This is a genomic window from Malikia granosa, assembly GCF_002980595.1.
In the GTDB taxonomy this organism is placed as follows: Bacteria; Pseudomonadota; Gammaproteobacteria; order Burkholderiales; family Burkholderiaceae_C; genus Malikia; species Malikia granosa.
The window spans coordinates 1-16709 of the sequence record NZ_PVLQ01000120.1 but is presented as its reverse complement, the minus strand read 5'-3'; the positions used below and the strand labels follow the sequence as shown (position 1 = coordinate 16709).

Below are 16709 nucleotides of genomic sequence, written 5' to 3'. Positions count from 1 at the left end.
CTTTCAGAAAACTTAGTAATCTCCGGCGAGGTGCTGTCGAGCAGCTTGAGATCGATGCCTGCGTTAACCAGGTATGCCGGGATATAGAAGTCGATGCCGTCCAATGCCAAGTGCAATGCCGAGCCATCGAATGGGTCGACGTAGTTGAGGTCGGCGCCACGCTCGACCAGCAACTTGATGACTGGCAGATTTTTACCCATGATGGCCGCTTGCAGCATGGATCGGTCGTGGTAAACGCCACTGGGAGGAAACCAGTTAGGCCCGATGCCGTGCGCCATCAATACCTTGACTACCTCGGGGTCGGCTTTGTCGCGCGAGACCGCGTAATGCGGCACGGTCTTGCCGTTCGACAGCATCGAGACCGGATCGGCGCCGGCCTTGAGCAGCAACTCCATGACCTGTGGTGCATTGCGACGCGCACGCAGCGCGTAATGTGTCACCGTCATGCCTTCCTGGCCGACGAACTTGACTGGCGCGCCGGCCTTGATCAGTTGCTGGATGCGCGCGAGATCGCCGTCCTGAGCGGCATTGGCCAGCTGGGCGACCCGCGGGTCGGCAAACACCTTGTCGGTCGTGATCATGGCATGTCCAGTGACGGGGTTGAGTAGCCAGCAGCATAAGGCCAGCAGCAGGCAGAGCGTTTGCAGCAAGCGATGACGGATGAGGTTCATGCAGTCCTCGCTATTCCTTGGTCGGTCCGATGTAGTCGCTGGCTGGTCCGGGCTGGCGATCGCCAACTATTCGTCTCACGAGTCTTGATACGCTGAATTAAAGCCCGCAAGGCATGGTCACGCCACGCTTGGCCAGTGCCGCGGTGAAGAGGCGCCAGCCGTCGGCTGCTTCGGGTAGAGGGTCATCGCCACGTCTTCCGCCTTCGGTTTCGCAGAAGTCCTCGATCGCCGTCTGCCGGATCGCGCGCGGATTCTTGATTTCGGGTGAGGTGTTGTTGAGCAGCTTAAGGTCTATGCCGGATTCGACCAGATAGGCCGGAATGTAGAAGTCGATGCCATCCAATGCTATGTGCAACGCCGAACCCGAAATCGGATGCACATAGTTGATATCGGCGCCGCGCTCAACCAGCAGCTTGATGACCGACAAGTTCCTGCCCATGATCGCTTCCTGCAGCATCGACATCTTCTGATACCGTCCGCTGGGAGGTGGAAACCAGTTAGGACCAATCCCGTGGGCCATCAGAACCTTGACCACTTCGGGATCGGCTTTGTCGCGCGAAACCGCGTAGTGCGGCACGTTGTTGCCATTCGACAGCATCGAGACCGGATCGGCGCCGGCCTTGAGCAGCAGCTCCATGACCTGTGGTGCATTGCGGCGCGCGCGCAGCGCGTAATGCGTCACCGTCATGCCTTCCTGGCCGACGAACTTGACTGGCGCGCCGGCCTTGATCAGTTGCTGGATGCGCGCGAGATCGCCTTCCTGAGCGGCATTGGCCAGCTGGGCGACCCGTGGGTCGGCAAATACCTTGTCGGTCGTGACCATGGAGCCTCCCAGGGCGGATTGAAACAGGAACAGCAGCTGGAGCAGGAGTTCGGAGAAAGCGCCCATGTCGTCCTCGCTAGCTCATTGTCGGGCCGATGTAGTCGCTGGCCGGTCCGGGCTGGCCGGTGCCGGCCAGCAGCTTGTTGATGTCGCCCGCCTTGCGGGTTTCCAGTCCGTGGATCACGCCGCCGATGCCATGCTGCTGCTCGAACGGCGTGTCGCGGCCTTTTGCAGTCTTGCTTGCGATGCCGCGGACTTCGCCGAGCGCGGGCGGCACATACCATTGGCCGCCGCTGTAGGCGAGGTTGCGTAGCGCCTCCTGCGGTGTGACGTCGAGGATGCGTCCGACCAGGCCGCGCGCGAGCGGCTGTGCCGATTCCGGCAGCACCGCCAGCGGGTCATTGACGCCGAGTTCTTTTGAGGCCCATTGGTTGACCTGTACCAGCTTCTGCATGCCCTGCGCGCCGCCATAGAGCTTGTCCTGCAGCGCACGCGAGTTCTGGACACCGGTCAGCGGATCGCCACCGCCTTCGCCTTCGGCGCGGTACTGCTGGAACTGGCTGGCGTAGGTCGCGAGCTTGGCGGGGGACATGCCGGCCGTCTTGGGGTGCAGTCCTGCCGAATTGAACATGCTGCCTTTGAGTCCGCCGGCGACACCAGCCGCCTGTGCCTTGCCGCCACCTAGTGAGTGACCTGTGACCTCGGCGTCCGGAATTTTGCGCCGCAGTTGCCTGCCAAGGTCGGTTGCAGCCTTGTATTGCTCGGTCTCAAGTCCAAGCGCCTGGTCATGGTCGGTCAGGATGTCCTCGGTATCACCAGTCGTGCCACGAAATGCGGCCACGGTCTTGGGGTCGAAGGGAAAGTCAGGCGGCAACCTGTAAATAGTCGCTTTCGATTTTTTAAGTAAATCAGGCGTGATGCCGGTATCCTGGATCTCCTGCTCCGTCATCGCCCGCCACGGCTCCGGCGGCTTCTTCTGCTTCGGTCCCGCCTTCGGGTCGTACTGGGCATAGCTGTTGTCCGACAGCCGCGCCAGCTCGACCGCGTGCATGTCGGACTTCAGGCGCTGCGCCGCATCTCGCACGGTCGGGTCCGGGCTGCGCTCGCCATGCAGGATCAGTCGCTGCCGTTTCTCGATGCGCAGCCGGCGCGCCTGGCCCGAGCTTTCGTCCAGACAGGGTAGGCAGGGCTGGCCGGCCGCGCGTTGCGGCAGGAATTTCCTTCCGATCTGATCGTTGGCGTCTTGCAAGAGCTCGCGGGTAGCCAGGTCAAACTGTCGTTTGCCGTAATGCAGTGACCCAATGGCGGCTGCGGCGACTGACCCTGCAACTGTCCCGCCGAATATGCCGGTCGCCACCGCCTTGTTCAGCGCAATTCCGCCTGCCTCGGCGTTGGCCATGATGGCATCGGTCTGCAACTTCCCATTGGCCAGCATCAAGTCGACCGCGCCCCGCGCGAGCTCGACGGCCTTGTCCACCGCGCTGGCACCGATCTGCGCCAGTGCGTGCGCCTGATTGATCTCGACCTGGCCGACCGCCTGCAGCGCTTCTTGCATCGCAGCCCCGAAATCCTTCATGATTTCCCTCCCTCGCAGCGAGGCGGCTCGCCCCTGCCGGCTTGTCGATCTGCTGTGCGGGCAGTCTAGGCCTTGCCTGGTGCAGCGTAAAGGGCTTGCTCGAGCAGAAAATGCTACTGCACCCGTTCCGGATCGGGGGCCGGTGCGCATCGGAGTCAGGCGGCAAGAGCGCGCAGGCCTTATATTCAAAGGTTTTCTGTTTCCCCCGAGAGAGTGACAAGATGAGCGAGCCCATCCGCCTTACCCAGTACAGCCACGGCGCCGGTTGCGGCTGCAAGATCTCGCCCCAGGTGCTCGACGTCATCCTGGCCGGCAGCGGCGCGCAGAACCTCGACCCCAGGCTGTGGGTCGGCAATGCCTCGAAGGACGACGCAGCGGTCTACGCGATCGACGAGGAGCGCGGCGTGGTCTCGACCACCGACTTCTTCATGCCCATCGTCGACGATCCGTTCGACTTCGGTCGCATCGCCGCGACCAACGCGATCAGCGACATCTATGCCATGGGCGGCGACCCGCTGATGGCGATCGCCATCCTGGGCTGGCCGGTCAATGTGCTGTCGGCCGAGGTCGCGCGCGAGGTCATCCGCGGCGGCCGCGCGGTCTGCGACGCGGCTGGCATCCCGCTCGCGGGCGGCCATTCGATCGACGCGCCCGAGCCCATCTTCGGCCTGGCCGTGACCGGCATCGTCGACAAGCGCCACATGAAGCGCAACGACACCGGCACCGCCGGCTGCAAGCTCTACTTGAGCAAGCCGCTGGGCATCGGCATCCTGACCACCGCCGAGAAGAAGTCCAAGCTGCGTCCGCAGGACATCGGCCTGGCGCGCGACTGGATGTGCACGCTCAACCAGCCCGGCGCGCGCTTCGGCAAGCTCGCTGGCGTCAAGGCCATGACCGACGTCACCGGCTTCGGCCTGCTCGGCCACCTGGTCGAGATGGCCGATGGTGCCGGCCTGACGGCGCGCCTGGACTACGCGGCGGTGCCGCGCCTGCCCGGCGTCGAGCATTACCTCGCCGAGGGCTGCGTGCCGGGTGGCACCCTGCGCAACTTCGACAGCTACGGCGCCAAGATCGGTCCGATTTCCGAGCAGCAGAAGCAGCTGCTGTGCGATCCGCAGACCAGCGGCGGCCTGCTGGTCGCGGTCGAGCCCGAGGGCGAGGCGGAGTTCCTTGCCCTGGCGTCCGAGCTGGGCCTGAAGCTGGCGCCCATCGGCTGCCTCGAGCCGCGCGGCGCCCATTCGGTCGAGGTGATCTGATGTCCATGCTGACCGAAGACTACCGCCAGATCTTCCTGCGCGGCATCCCGATGATGGACTTGCGCGCCCCGGTCGAATTCGCCCAGGGCGCCTTTCCCGGCGCGGTCAACCTGCCGCTGATGAGCGACGAGGAGCGCGCCAAGGTCGGCACCTGCTACAAGCAGCAGGGCCAGGAAGCGGCGATCAAGCTCGGCCATCAGCTGGTGTCGGGTTCGATCAGGGCGCAGCGCATGGCGGCCTGGGCCGAGTTCGTGCGCCAGCATCCGGACGGCGTGCTCTACTGCTTCCGCGGCGGCCTGCGCTCGCAGACCGTGCAGCGCTGGCTGCACGAGGCCGGCATCGACTACCCGCGCGTGATCGGCGGCTACAAGGCGATGCGGACCTTCCTGATCGAGACCATCGAGCAGGCAGCGACCGAATGCCAGCTGGTCGTCGTCGGCGGCATGACCGGCACCGGCAAGACCGACGTGATCACCCGGCTTGACCATGCGATCGACCTCGAGGGCCTGGCCAACCACCGCGGCTCGGCCTTCGGCAAGCGCAGCACGCCGCAGCCGACCAATATCGAGTTCGAGAACCGGATCGCGATCGACCTGCTGCGCAAGCGCGATGCCGGTCATCAGCAGTTCGTGCTCGAGGACGAGAGTCGCGCCATCGGCAGCTGCTCGCTGCCGCTGCATGCCGCGATGCAGACCGCGCCGCTGGTCTGGCTCGAGGACAGCTTCGAGAACCGGGTCGAGCGCATCCTGCGCGACTATGTGGTGAGCCAGCTCGACGATCACATCGCGCTGCACGGAACCGAGCAGGGCTTCGAGCGCTATGCCGAGCAGCTGCTCAAAAGCCTGGCCGGCATCACCAAGCGCTTGGGCGGCGAACGCTACCAGCGCCTGCACGCGATCATGCAGGAGGCGCTGGCGCAGCAGCGCGACAGCGGCGAGGTGGCGCGGCACCGCGACTGGATCGCCGGCCTGCTGCACGAGTACTACGACCCGATGTATGCCTTCCAGCGCCAGAGCAAGGGCGAGCGCATCGTCTTCGCCGGCGAGCAGCAGGCGGTGGTCGAGTTTCTGCGCGAGCGCGCCCGCTCCGGCATCGCCTGAAGCGGCGTCAGTCTGCCCAGACCTGCCTGGCGCGTCTGACGCGCCATCCAGGCCGCCGGTCTTCAGCGGGTCAGCAGACGCCGCGTCAGCAGGCTGCCGGTGTCGACCAGCAGCACCAGCGCCAGCATCGCCAGCAGCAGGGTCGCGGTCCTGGGCATGTGGAACAGCCCGAGGTGGAAGGACAGCAGCTGGCCCAGTCCGCCCGCGCCGACCACGCCCAGCACGGTGGCGGCGCGGATATTGTTCTCCCAGCGATAGAGCGCGTAGCTCAGCAGCTGCGGCAGTACCTGGGGCAGGGTGGCCCAGAGCAGGATGCGGCCTTCGCCCACTCCCTGCAGCCGCAGCGCCGCGGCCGGGCCAGGCGGGGCGTTCTCCAGCGCCTCGGCGAACAGGCGGCCCAGCACGCCCGTGGTGTGCAGCGCCAGCGCCAGCGTGCCGGCAAACGGCCCCAGCCCGGCCGAGATCAGCAGCAGCGCGGCCCAGACCAGCTCGGGGATCGAGCGCAGTGCATTGAGCAGCAGCCGGCAAGCGCCGCGCGCGCGCGCCCGGTCCTGCCCGTGCAGCCTGGCCGCCGGCAAGGCCAGCGCGAGCCCGGCCAGGCTTGCCAGCAGGGTGCCGAGCGCCGACATCGCCAGCGTTTCCCAGGCGCCGACCGCGACCTTGCGCAGGAAGATGGTCCCGAGCTCGGGCGGGTAGAACTCGGCCAGGAAGCCACCCATGCGCTCCATCGCATCGCGCGACAGGAATTGCGCCCATTGCAGGTCGAGCGACAGGAAGCTGGCGGCGACCAGCGCCAGCAGCAGGGTCGCGAACAGCCAGCCTGGCAGGCCGGAGTCGCGCGGTCGCGCCGGCAGCCGCAGAGGCTGGCTGGCTGCCTTCATGTGGTGGACAGGCTTCATCCGAGCGCCTTCCTGAGTCCGGCGCTGATGCGGTCAGCCAGTGCCACCAGCGCGATGAAGACCAGCAGCATGGTCGCGACCTCGCCGCCGGCAAACATCTTCATCGAGCTGTCGAGCTGCTGGCCCAGGCCGCCGGCGCCGACGAAGCCCAGCACCACCGAGCTGCGGATCGCGCATTCCCAGCGGTAGACCGTGTACGAGCTCAGTTCGGCCGCGCAGGCCGGCAGCAGCCCATGGCAGAAGGCCTGCAGCCGGCTGCAGCCGTTGCGCAGCAAGGTGGTGCTGGCATGGGTCTCGCCGCTCTCGAGGATCTCGGCATAGACCTTGCCCAGCATGCCGGCATAGGTCAGCGCGATCGCGAGCACGCCCGAAGTTGCTCCTAGCCCGACCACGCGCACGAAGACCAGCGCCCAGACCAGCTCGGGCACGCTGCGCAGCACCGCCAGCAGCAGGCGCAGGCCCTGGCGCAGCCAGAACGGACCGCGTGCCATGCGCCCGCCCAGCGCCGAGACCGACAGCGCGCTGTTGGCCGCCAGCGCCAGCGGCACCGCCAGCAGCAGCGCCAGGCTGACGCCGGCAGTGGCCATCGCGACCGTGCGCCAGGTCTCGCGCGCGACCAGCAGCAGGAAATCCGGCTCGTGCGCCAGCGGCCAGAAGCTGGCCAGGAAGTTGGCGCTCACGCGCAGGCTGTCGGGCAGCAGCAGCAGCCAGGGCTTGAATTCGGTCGCCACCAGCAGCGGCCAGAGCAGCAGCAGCGCAGCCGTGCTCCAGAACAGGCGCTGCACAAACGCCGGGTCGCGGCGCGGCGCGGCGCGGGCCGGATTGCGCGGCTGAAGCCGGGCCTGGTTCATGGGCCGGTTCAGCGGCATTGCATCACGACCGGCATGGCCTGGGCCAGCGGTACAAGCTCATCGACAGGAGCGGCACCATGCAGCTCCTGCTCATGGTGCCGGTACAGCTGGGCCAATCGCTCGGGGCTGACCTGCTCGGAGGGCAGGTCGAACATGAGCCGACCGTCGCGCATGCCGATCACGCGCGGGAACTGCTGCAGCGCCACCTCGACCTGGTGCAGGGTCGTCACCAGCGTGACGCCGCGTGCGGCGGCCTGTTCGCGCAGCACCGCGATCGCCTGGCGCGAGCGCTCCGGGTCGAGCGAGGACAGCGGCTCGTCGAGCAGCCAGAGCCGGGCCGGCGCGAGCAGGGCGCGCGCCAGTCCGACCCGCTGGCGTTCGCCGCCCGACAGCCGGTCGACGCGCTGGAACAGCTTGTCGCCGAGGTCGAAGCATTCCAGCGCCTCGAACACCGCCGGGATGTCGCGTGGCTTGAACAGCGCAAGCAGGCTCTCGATCAGGCCCATGGCCGGCAGCCGGCCCGCCAGCACCGAGGTCACGACCCGCTGGCGTGGCGGCAGTGGCGGCACCTGGGGCGCGAGGAACAGGCTGGCGCGCAGCTGGCGCAGTTGCGCCGCCGGCAGCGTCCAGGGCTGCTGCCCGTCCAGCCGCAGGCGGCCCGATGCAGGCGGCAGCGCGCAGCCCAGCAGTTGCAGCAGCGTGGTCTTGCCGGCGCCCGAGGGGCCGATCACGGCCAGCTGCTCGCCAGGCGCGATGCGCAGGTCAATCGATTGCAGCGCTGCGGCCTGTCCGCTTCTGGCTTGCGGGTGACGGGCGCTGAGCTGGTCGAGTTCGAGCCGCAGGCCCGAGCCCGCCTGGCTCACAGCAGCTCGGCGCTGCGTGCCGCAGCCTCGATGCCCTTGTAGTTGTCGGCCTGGGTCGGCACGAAGCGGGTCGCGCGTTGCAGCTCGAGGATTTCCTTGCCCTCGGGCGTGGCCTTGCTCAGGTCCAGGAAGGCCTTGGCGATCTTGTCGCGCAGCGCGGCCGGCATGTCGGCATGCACGGTCCAGTTGTAGTCGTAGTAGGTCGGGGTGGTGTAGAAGGCGCGCACCTTGCTGGTATCGACCTTCTTGTCGGCGACGAACTTGTCCCAGACCGAGATGTTGAGCGCGCCGGCCTGCACCTTGCCCGAGGCGACGGCCGCGATAGTCGCGTCATGGGCGCCGCTGTAGGCGACGCGCTTGAAGTCCTTCTCCGGGGTGAGGCCGGCCTGCAGCAGGAAGCTGCGCGGCATCAGGTGGCCGCTGGTGGAGCTCTGCGAGCCGAAGCTCACATCCTTGCCCTTGAGGTCGGCCAGCTGCTTGATCGCCGGATCGGCCGTGATGAAGACCGAGCGGAACTTCTCGTCCTCCTCGCGCTGCACCAGCGGGATCACCTTGCCGCCCGAGCGCACCTTGGCCTGGACAAAGGTAAAGCCGCCGAACCAGGCCAGGTCGACCTTGCGGTTGACCAGGGTCTCGACCGCCGCCGCGTAGTCGCTGACCGGCGTGAACTCGACCTTCATGCCGATCCGGCTTTCCAGGTACTTCACGAGCGGCGCGGCCTTGCGTGCCAGTTCGGTCGGGGATTCGTCGGGGATGGCGGTCACGCGCAGCACCGAGGCTGCGGTCTGGGCCTGGACCAGGCCGGCGGCGCAGAGCAGGGCGGCGCCGAGCAGGCCGCGGCGGACGGGGGAAATCAGATTTTGCTTCATGGCTTAGCCGTTCAATAGAGCTAAAACCCTTGAGCATAACCCAGGAAAACCCTGGGTCCGGTCGATCCAGGCGCTTCCTTTGCCTCCAGACCTGCTGGGATAATGCAGCCCAGCGCCCCGGCCCTTGACGGGTGGCGGCATCCGATTTCCCCGTTTTTCCTGATCCCCCATCTATGGACTCGTCCACCGACGTCCTGGCGCGTCTGCAAGAGCTGCGCGCCCTGCTGCACCACCACGCCCACCGCTACTACACGCTCGACGCGCCCGAGATTCCCGACGCCGACTACGACCGGCTGTTCCGCGAGCTGCAGGCGATCGAGGCCGAGCACCCCGACTGGATCACGCCCGACTCGCCGACCCAGCGCGTCGGCGGCAAGGTGCTCGACGGCTTCGCCAGCGTGCGTCACCGCGTGCCGATGCTGAGCATCCGCACCGAGACCGATACCGAGGCCAGTGGCGCCGAGAAGTTCGAGCAGCAGCTGCGCTCCTACCTCGCGACCGAGCAGCGCAAGGTCGAGCGCGGCGAGCGAGCGCCGCTGCAGCCGTTGTCGCAGGCCGTGCTGCAGGGCGAGCCGATAGGCTTCGTTGCCGAGCCCAAGTTCGACGGCCTGGCGATCAGCCTGCGCTACGAGGCGGGCGTGCTGGTGCAGGCCGCCACCCGTGGCGACGGCGAGCAGGGCGAGGAGGTGACGCAGAACATCCGCACCATCGGCCAGATCCCGCTGCGCCTCGATGCCCAGGCCATCGGCGCCTGGCCGGTGCCGCCGGTGCTCGAGGTACGCGGCGAGGTCTACATGCGGCGCGACGATTTCGAGGCGCTCAACGAGCGCCAGCGCGCGCGCATCGCCGCTGGCATCAAGGGCGAGAAGACCTTCGTCAACCCGCGCAACGCCGCCGCCGGCGCGGTGCGCCAGCTCGACCCAGGCATAGCGGCCGAGCGTCCCTTGAGCTTCTTCGCCTATGGCCTGGGCGATGTCACGCCGACTGAGCAGGGTGGTCCCGATTTCGCCAGCCACCACGAGCTGCTGCTCGCGCTGAAAAAATGGGGCCTGCCGGTGTCCGAGCTGGTCGAGACCTGTGTCGGTGCCGAGGCGCTGGTGGCCTATCACCGACGCATCGGTGCGCTGCGCGACAGCCTGCCGTTCGACATCGACGGCGTGGTCTACAAGGTCGATGCGCTGGCGCTGCAGCGCGAGCTCGGCTTCGTCACGCGCGAGCCGCGCTGGGCGGTGGCGCACAAGTACCCGGCGCAGGAGCAGATGACCGAGGTGCTGGCGATCGAGGTCCAGGTCGGGCGCACCGGCAAGCTCACCCCGGTGGCCAAGTTGGCGCCGGTCTTCGTTGGCGGCGTCACGGTCTCGAACGCGACCCTGCACAACGAGGGCGAGGCCAGGCGCAAGGACGTGCGCGTGGGCGACCAGGTGATCGTGCGCCGCGCCGGCGACGTGATCCCCGAGATCGTCGCGGTCGTGCCGCCTGGCGGCGCATCGCTCGCGTCGCCTGAGAGCGTCGAGCCCGAGTCGGTGGCAGGCACCGGTCTGGCGTCCGAGGCTGCGGCCGCGCTGGCGCAGGGCGACCTGCTGCAGCCCGACCTGTTTGCCGCCGCGCCGCCCCCGGCCCGCGGTCCGGTCTTCACCATGCCGTCCTGCTGCCCGGTCTGCGGCAGCGAAGTGCTGCGCGAGGAGGGCGAGGTCGACCACCGCTGCAGCGGCGGCCTGTTCTGCCCGGCCCAGCGCAAGCAGGCGCTGCTGCATTACGCCCAGCGCCGCGCGCTCGACATCGAGGGACTGGGCGACAAACTGGTCGAGCAGCTGGTCGACCTGGGCCTGATCCGGACCCTGCCCGACCTGTACCAGCTCGATGCCGGGCAGCTCGCCGGCCTGGACCGCATGGCCGACAAGTCGGCACAGAACCTGGTCGAGGCGCTGGCAGCCTCGCGCCAGACCACGCTGCCGCGCTTCCTGTTTGGCCTTGGCATCCGCCATGTCGGCGAGGCCACGGCCAAGGAACTGGCGCGCCATTTCGGCAGCCTGGACGCCATCATGGCCGCCAGCGAGGAGGCCTTGCTGCAGGTCGCCGATGTCGGCCCGGTGGTCGCGCACAGCATCATCACCTTCTTTGCCCAGCCGCACAACCGCGAGGTGGTGCAGCAGCTGCGCGCAGCAGGCGTGCAATGGCCCGAGGGCGAGCCAGCGGCTACCGCCACCGCCTTGCCGCTGGCCGGCCAGACCTTCGTGCTCACCGGCACCTTGCCGACCCTGAGCCGCGACCAGGCCAAGGCCATGCTGGAGGCCGCCGGTGCCAAGGTCGCCGGCTCGGTCAGCAAGAAGACGCATTGCGTCGTGGCGGGCGCGGAAGCCGGCAGCAAGCTCGACAAGGCGCGCGAGCTCGGACTGCGCGTGATCGACGAGGCCGGCCTGCTCGAGCTGCTGGCGCAGCCGGTGGCCAGCGCGTAAACTGCAGGGGAGGCCGTGCGCCAGACGCGGCCTGCCAGAGGAGACAAGATGGCCTTACGCGACATCCTCAAGATGGGAGACCCGCGCCTGCTGCGCCAGGCGCTGCCGGTTTCCCGCTTCGATACCCCCGAGCTGCACCAGCTGTTGCAGGACATGCAGGACACGATGGCAGCGGTCAATGGCGCCGGCCTGGCCGCGCCGCAGATCGGCGAGAACCTGCGCATCGTGATCTTCGGCAGCGGCCAATTCAATCCGCGCTACCCCAAGCAGCCGCCGGTGCCGCGTACCGTGCTGATCAATCCGGTGCTTACCCCGCTCGGCCCCGAGGAGGAGTCGGACTGGGAAGGCTGTCTGTCGGTGCCGGGACTGCGCGGCATGGTGCCGCGCTACAAGCGCCTGCATTACAGCGGCTTCGACGCCTACGGCCAGCCCATCGAGCGCGAGGTCGAGGGCTTCCACGCCCGCGTGGTCCAGCACGAGTGCGATCACCTCGACGGCAAGCTCTATCCGATGCGGGTGCGCGACTTCAGCCAGTTCGGCTACACCGATGTGTTGTTTCCGGGCCTAGACACCCTGCCCGACGACTGAAGCCGACGCCCGGTCCTTTCAGTCCTTGAGCGCCTCGAGCAGTTCGGTCTCGATCTCGATCTGCTCGCGGTTGTGCTGCAGCGCCGGGCCGCTGATCAGGAAGGTATCCTCGACCCGCTCGCCCAGCGTCGTGACCTTGGCCAACTGCAGGTTGATCTCGTGACGCGCCAGCACGCGCGCGATGCTGTAGAGCAGGCCGACCCGGTCGCTCGAGGAAATCGTCAGCACCCAGCGCTGTGCCTTCTCGTCCGGGTGCAGCGCCACCCGTGGCAGCACCGGAAAGCACTTGACGCGGCGCGACTGGCGGCCGCGGCTGGGCGTGGGCAGCGGGCCGCGCAGCTCCAGTGTGCGCGCGAGCTCGACCTCCACCATCGCGATCAGCTCGCGGTAATGTTCGGACAGGTCGGGCGACACCAGCTGGAAGGTGTCGAGCGCATGGCCGTCGCGCGTGGTGTGCACCTTGGCGTCGAGGATGCTGAAGCCCGCGCCGTCGAAATAGCCGCAGATGCGCGCGAACAGGTCGGGCTGGTCGGCGGTGTAGACCAGCACCTGCAGGCCTTCGCCCTCGGGCGAGGGCCGCGCGCGCACCAGGGTCGGGTGCGCGGCGCCGGCGGCGAGCTGCGACAGCGGGCGCGACAGCATGCGGGTATGCCAGGCGATCTCGTCGCCCTGGTGGCGCATGAAATAGCTCACGTCGAGCTGGTCCCACAGCGCCTTGTGCGCCATGTGCGGCAAGGTGTGCAGCGCCAGCAGGGTCAGCGCCTCGCGCTTGCGCGACTCGATCACCGCGCCCTGGTCCGGTGCCCGTCCGCCCATGGCGCGCAGCGTCGCGCGGTACAGGTCCTCCAGCAGGCGGCCCTTCCAGGCATTCCAGACCTTGGGACTGGTGCCGCGGATGTCGGCCACCGTCAGCAGGTAGAGCGCGGTCAGCCCCCGTTCGTTGCCGACCCGGCGCGCGAAGGCGTCGATCACGTCCGGGTCGCTCAGGTCCTGCTTCTGCGCCACCTGGCTCATGGTCAGGTGCTCGCCGACCAGGAAGCTGATCATGTCGCTGTCCTCGCGCGCGATGCCGTGGTCGCGGCAAAAGCGCCTGACCTCGAGCAGGCCGAGCTGGGAATGGTCGCCGCCGCGCCCCTTGGCGATGTCGTGGAACAGCGCCGCCGTGTACAACAGCCAGGGCTTGTCCCAGCCCGCGGCCAGCTGCGAGCAGAACGGGTACTCGTGCGAATGCTCGGGCATGAAGAAGCGGCGCATATTGCGCACCACCATCAGGATATGCTGATCGACCGTGTAGACATGGAACAGGTCGTGCTGCATCTGGCCGACGATGGCGCGGAACACCCACAGGTAGCGCCCGAGCACCGAGGTCTGGTTCATCAGCCGCAGCGCCAGCATCACGCCCTCGGGCTGTTGCAGGATCTGCAGGAAGGTGGCGCGGTTGCGCGGATCGCGCCGGAAGGCGGCGTTCATGACCGAGCGCGCGTTGTAGAGCGCGCGCAGCGTGCGCGCCGACAGGCCCTGGATGCCGGGCTCGCTCTGCAGCAGCAGGAAGGTCTCGAGGATGGCCTCCGGGTGCTCGTGGTAGAGCAGGTCGCTGGCGACCTCGAGCATGCCGCCCTTGTCGAGGAAGCGCGGGTTGACCGGGCTCAAGGCGACGCCGGTCTCGTTGCAGGCGTTGATGCGCTCCTGCAGGTTGAGCAGCAGGATCTGGTTGAGCTGGGTCACCGCCTTGGCGGCCCAGTAGTAGCGCCGCATCAGCTGCTCGCTGGCGCGGCGTGCCCCACGCGTGCTGCCGGATTGTCCGGCCTCGGGCGGCGCCGCGCGGTAGCCGAAGGAGTCGGCCAGCGCGGCCTGCAGGTCGAACACCAGCCGGTCCTCGCGCCGGCGCGCAAGCAGGTGCAGCCGGGCGCGGATCAGGCTCAGCAGCGCTTCGTTGGACTTGATTTGGCGCACCTCCAGCGCCGTCGCCAGTCCGTTGCGCCCGAGCTCGTCCCAGCTGTGGCCCAGCCCGGCCGCCTTCGCGGTCCAGAGCAGGATCTGCAGGTCGCGCAGCCCGCCCGGGGACTCCTTGCAGTTGGGCTCGAGCGAGTAGGGCGTGTTCTCGAACTTCTGGTGGCGCTGCTGCAGCTCGAGCTGCTTGGCCGTGAAGAAGGCGGCCGGGTCCATCGCCGCACCCAAGGCCTGATCGAGCGCCTGCCAGGCCTCGCGCTGGCCGGCGACCAGGCGATTTTCCAGCAGCGAGGTCTGCACCGTGATGTCCCGGGCTGCCTCGGCCAGGCAGTCGTCGCGGCTGCGCACGCTCGAGCCGATCTCGAGCCCGATGTCCCAGCAAGCGCCGATGAAGGATTCGATCCGAGTCCTGAGCGCCTCGTCCTGCTCGAGCTGCATGCCTTCGGCCAGCAGCACCAGCACATCGACGTCGGAGTAGGGAAAGAGCTCGCCACGGCCATAGCCGCCAACGGCCACCAGCGCCATGCCCGGATCGAAGCCCGCCCCCTGCCAGAGCTGCTGCAGCACCTGATCGGTGCAGCGGCTCAGTCGCCGCAGCAGGCCCCGGATGGCGCGCGAATTAGGCCCGAGCGCGCCGATCTCGGCCAGCACCGCCGACTTGTCCTCCCGGTAGCGTTGTCTGAGGGCGGGCAGGTCGAGGGTGTCGGTCGTCATGGCTGGGCGGTGGGAGGCGGACTCGGGAGGGTCAAGCAGGAATCAGGCCAGTGCCTGGGGCTGGATGAAGGCCGGGATCGGCGGCATGCCGCTCGAGACCGTCAGCACCTCGTAGCCGGTCTCGGTCACCAGCACCGTGTGTTCCCACTGCGCCGACAGCGAGCGGTCCTTGGTCACGATGCCCCAGCCGTCGTTCATCTCCTTGAGCTCGCGCCGGCCCTGGTTGATCATCGGCTCGATCGTGATCGTCATGCCGGCCTTGAGCTCCATGCCGGTGCCCGGCTTGCCGTAGTGCAGCACCTGCGGGTCCTCGTGGAACTTCTCGCCGATGCCGTGGCCGCAGAATTCGCGCACCACCGAGTAGCCAGCCGCCTCGGCGAAGACCTGGATCGCGTGGCCGATGTCGCCCAGCCGCGCGCCGGCCTTGACCTGGGCAATGCCCTTCCACATCGCGTCGTAGGTGATCTGGCACAGGCGCTTGGCCGCCGGCGAGGCATCGCCGACGATGAACATGCGGCTGGTGTCGCCATGCCAGCCGTCCTTGATGGTCGTGATGTCGAGGTTGACGATGTCGCCCTTCTTGAGCGGCTTGTCGTTCGGGATGCCATGGCAGACCACATGGTTGACCGAGGTGCAGATGCTCTTCGGGTAGGGGGTGCCGCCATGCGGCGCGTAGTTCAGCGGCGCCGGGATGCAGCCCTGCACATCGACCATGTAGTCGTGCGCAAGCTTGTCGATTTCGTTGGTGGTGACGCCGGGCTTGATGAAGGGCGCGAGGTAGTCGAGCACTTCGGCCGCGAGGCGGCAGGCCACGCGCATGGCGGCGATGCCGGCGGCATCCTTGATGGTGACGGTCATGGCCGGAACCTTATCCTGAGAGGGCCTGCCCGGGCCGGCACGAACCGAGGGTCCGATCCGGCCTTTCCTGGCAGCGCCTGGGTGAAAAAACAAAGCCGCTCGGCGAGCAGCAAGGGGCGCAGCCGGCCACCGGGGGCAGGTCATGCGGGCGGCTCGACAACGGGAGAAAACCTGATTTTACGTTCGAAGCCCCGGGCGCCTGCCGGCGGCGCGGGAAACAACACCGGCCTCAGGGTCGTCGCTGGCCGCAGCCGCCGCGGCAGCTGGGTGCGCTCGCGCACAGACTGATGGCCGGATTGGCGTCAGCTACCTGAGCCCGGCCCATCGGGCCAGCCATTCGGTCCGGGGCCCGCGCTACCAGCTCGAGCCCTATGTCGTCGCGGGCGACATCTACAGCCAGCCGCCCTATGTCGGGCGTGGCGGCTGGAGCTGGTACACCGGAGCGGCCGGCTGGTTGCACCGGGCCGCGATCGAAGCGGTCTGCGGCTTGCAGCTCGACGCCAGCACGCTGCAGTTACGGCTCTGCCTGCCCGAGCACTGGCCGCAGGTCGAACTGACGCTGCGCCGCGCGGGCCGCTGCCTGCACTTCGTGCTGCTGCGCGCCACCGCGTCCGAGCTGCAGCCGCGCATCGATGCTGGGGCGGCGCAGCTGCTGCGACCGGGCCAGCCACTGGCCTGGACTGAGCTGGCGCCCGATGCCACCTTCGTGGTGCCGCTGCTCGAAGACTGAACGGCGGCTCGGGCAGGCGGCGCCGGATGGTCAGCGAACGCTGGCAGAGACAAAAAAACCGGCGCTGTGGCCGGTTGGAATCTTCTTCTACTCCCTGAGAGATTGAGTTCTTCTTATTGCCGCAAGAACACTGGACAATTGCGCCCGCATCATTTCTTGATTTCGTGACCGATGAGGCCGCCGATGGCGGCTCCGCCCACCGTGCCCGCCGTGCTGCCGCCGGTCAGGATCGAGCCGCCAATCGCGCCGGCGCCGGCACCGATGGCGGTGTTCCTTTCCTGCTGCGTCATGCCCGAGCAAGCGCCCAAGGCCAGCAGCGCGACGATGGCTGCCGTACCGCATGTCAGACGAAGGGTGTTTTTCATCTCCTTGCTCCTGTATGAAAAGCTGTTGTGGCCGCATGCCGATGACTGACGTCCCCACTGCGCCGGGCCAGGAAGCTGGCCCGCCGATGTCCAGCAAGGATCGGATTATCTCGGATCATGCTAGGGCCTGTTAACGCAAT

General features: G+C 67.9%; 15 protein-coding genes. 5 read left to right on the top strand and 10 right to left on the bottom strand.

Going from position 1 to position 16709, the window contains the following annotated elements:
- The 3 genes from C6P64_RS17360 to C6P64_RS17350 all read right to left on the bottom strand — a co-directional run.
- On the bottom strand, nucleotides 1–671 hold a 671-nt coding region (locus tag C6P64_RS17360; RefSeq protein ID WP_211296881.1), incomplete at its 3' end, for an ankyrin repeat domain-containing protein.
- A 97-nt stretch (nucleotides 672–768) separates the two neighbouring features.
- Nucleotides 769–1560: an ankyrin repeat domain-containing protein gene (locus C6P64_RS17355; RefSeq protein ID WP_105749786.1), complete on the bottom strand. Its 792-nt coding sequence runs from the start codon at nucleotides 1558–1560 to the stop codon at nucleotides 769–771.
- 10 nt (nucleotides 1561–1570) lie between these two features.
- Entirely contained in the window at nucleotides 1571–3070 is a 1500-nt protein-coding gene (locus tag C6P64_RS17350) for a Tle-like phospholipase domain-containing protein (protein ID WP_146115973.1), read from the bottom strand.
- A gap of 221 nt (nucleotides 3071–3291) precedes the next feature.
- Here C6P64_RS17350 and selD point away from each other — a divergent pair, with 221 nt between their 5' ends.
- Both selD and mnmH read left to right on the top strand, forming a co-directional pair.
- Nucleotides 3292–4326 (top strand): selenide, water dikinase SelD, encoded by a 1035-nt coding sequence (selD, locus tag C6P64_RS17345; protein WP_105749784.1) that lies wholly within the window; start codon nucleotides 3292–3294, stop codon nucleotides 4324–4326.
- 5 nt (nucleotides 4327–4331) lie between these two features.
- Nucleotides 4332–5426: a tRNA 2-selenouridine(34) synthase MnmH gene (gene mnmH, locus C6P64_RS17340; RefSeq protein WP_425436777.1), complete on the top strand. Its 1095-nt coding sequence runs from the start codon at nucleotides 4332–4334 to the stop codon at nucleotides 5424–5426.
- Nucleotides 5427–5488: 62 nt separating this feature from the next.
- Here the strand turns inward: mnmH and phnE are convergent, their stop codons facing one another.
- The 4 genes from phnE to C6P64_RS17320 are packed head-to-tail and all read right to left on the bottom strand — an operon-like array spanning nucleotide 5489 to nucleotide 8908.
- Entirely contained in the window at nucleotides 5489–6325 is an 837-nt protein-coding gene (gene phnE, locus C6P64_RS17335) for a phosphonate ABC transporter, permease protein PhnE (RefSeq protein WP_105749782.1), read from the bottom strand.
- Nucleotides 6322–7176 (bottom strand): PhnE/PtxC family ABC transporter permease, encoded by an 855-nt coding sequence (locus C6P64_RS17330; RefSeq protein ID WP_105749788.1) that lies wholly within the window; start codon nucleotides 7174–7176, stop codon nucleotides 6322–6324. The genes phnE and C6P64_RS17330 overlap by 4 nt, the downstream gene beginning before the upstream one ends.
- An 8-nt stretch (nucleotides 7177–7184) precedes the next feature.
- Nucleotides 7185–8018 carry a phosphonate ABC transporter ATP-binding protein gene (locus C6P64_RS17325; protein ID WP_105749787.1) on the bottom strand — a complete coding sequence of 278 codons (834 nt, stop codon included), beginning with the start codon at nucleotides 8016–8018 and terminating at the stop codon, nucleotides 7185–7187.
- A 17-nt stretch (nucleotides 8019–8035) separates the two neighbouring features.
- Nucleotides 8036–8908, bottom strand: coding sequence for a putative selenate ABC transporter substrate-binding protein (locus tag C6P64_RS17320; RefSeq protein ID WP_105749781.1), 873 nt, complete (start codon nucleotides 8906–8908; stop codon nucleotides 8036–8038).
- Nucleotides 8909–9081: 173 nt separating this feature from the next.
- On the opposite strand from C6P64_RS17320, the gene ligA reads away from it, so the two are divergent.
- Together ligA and def are read left to right on the top strand one after the other, a co-directional pair.
- Nucleotides 9082–11364 carry an NAD-dependent DNA ligase LigA gene (gene ligA / locus C6P64_RS17315; protein ID WP_105749780.1) on the top strand — a complete coding sequence of 761 codons (2283 nt, stop codon included), beginning with the start codon at nucleotides 9082–9084 and terminating at the stop codon, nucleotides 11362–11364.
- Nucleotides 11365–11412: 48 nt separating this feature from the next.
- The gene (gene def, locus C6P64_RS17310) at nucleotides 11413–11952 is read left to right on the top strand and encodes a peptide deformylase (protein ID WP_105749779.1); all 540 of its coding nucleotides are present in this window, start codon (nucleotides 11413–11415) and stop codon (nucleotides 11950–11952) included.
- 18 nt (nucleotides 11953–11970) lie between these two features.
- Here def and C6P64_RS17305 read toward each other — a convergent pair whose 3' ends face one another.
- Complete coding sequence (locus C6P64_RS17305; RefSeq protein WP_105749778.1) at nucleotides 11971–14616, bottom strand: [protein-PII] uridylyltransferase; 2646 nt, start codon at nucleotides 14614–14616, stop codon at nucleotides 11971–11973.
- Nucleotides 14617–14658: 42 nt separating this feature from the next.
- On the bottom strand, nucleotides 14659–15474 hold the full coding sequence (map, locus tag C6P64_RS17300; protein WP_105749777.1) for a type I methionyl aminopeptidase: 816 nt from the start codon (nucleotides 15472–15474) through the stop codon (nucleotides 14659–14661).
- 199 nt (nucleotides 15475–15673) lie between these two features.
- Here map and C6P64_RS18650 point away from each other — a divergent pair, with 199 nt between their 5' ends.
- Entirely contained in the window at nucleotides 15674–16204 is a 531-nt protein-coding gene (locus C6P64_RS18650) for a GH36-type glycosyl hydrolase domain-containing protein (protein WP_146115972.1), read from the top strand.
- A gap of 149 nt (nucleotides 16205–16353) precedes the next feature.
- Here the strand turns inward: C6P64_RS18650 and C6P64_RS17290 are convergent, their stop codons facing one another.
- Nucleotides 16354–16569, bottom strand: a complete 216-nt coding sequence (locus tag C6P64_RS17290; RefSeq protein WP_105749775.1) for a glycine zipper 2TM domain-containing protein — start codon at nucleotides 16567–16569, stop codon at nucleotides 16354–16356.
- Nucleotides 16570–16709 lie beyond the last annotated feature (140 nt).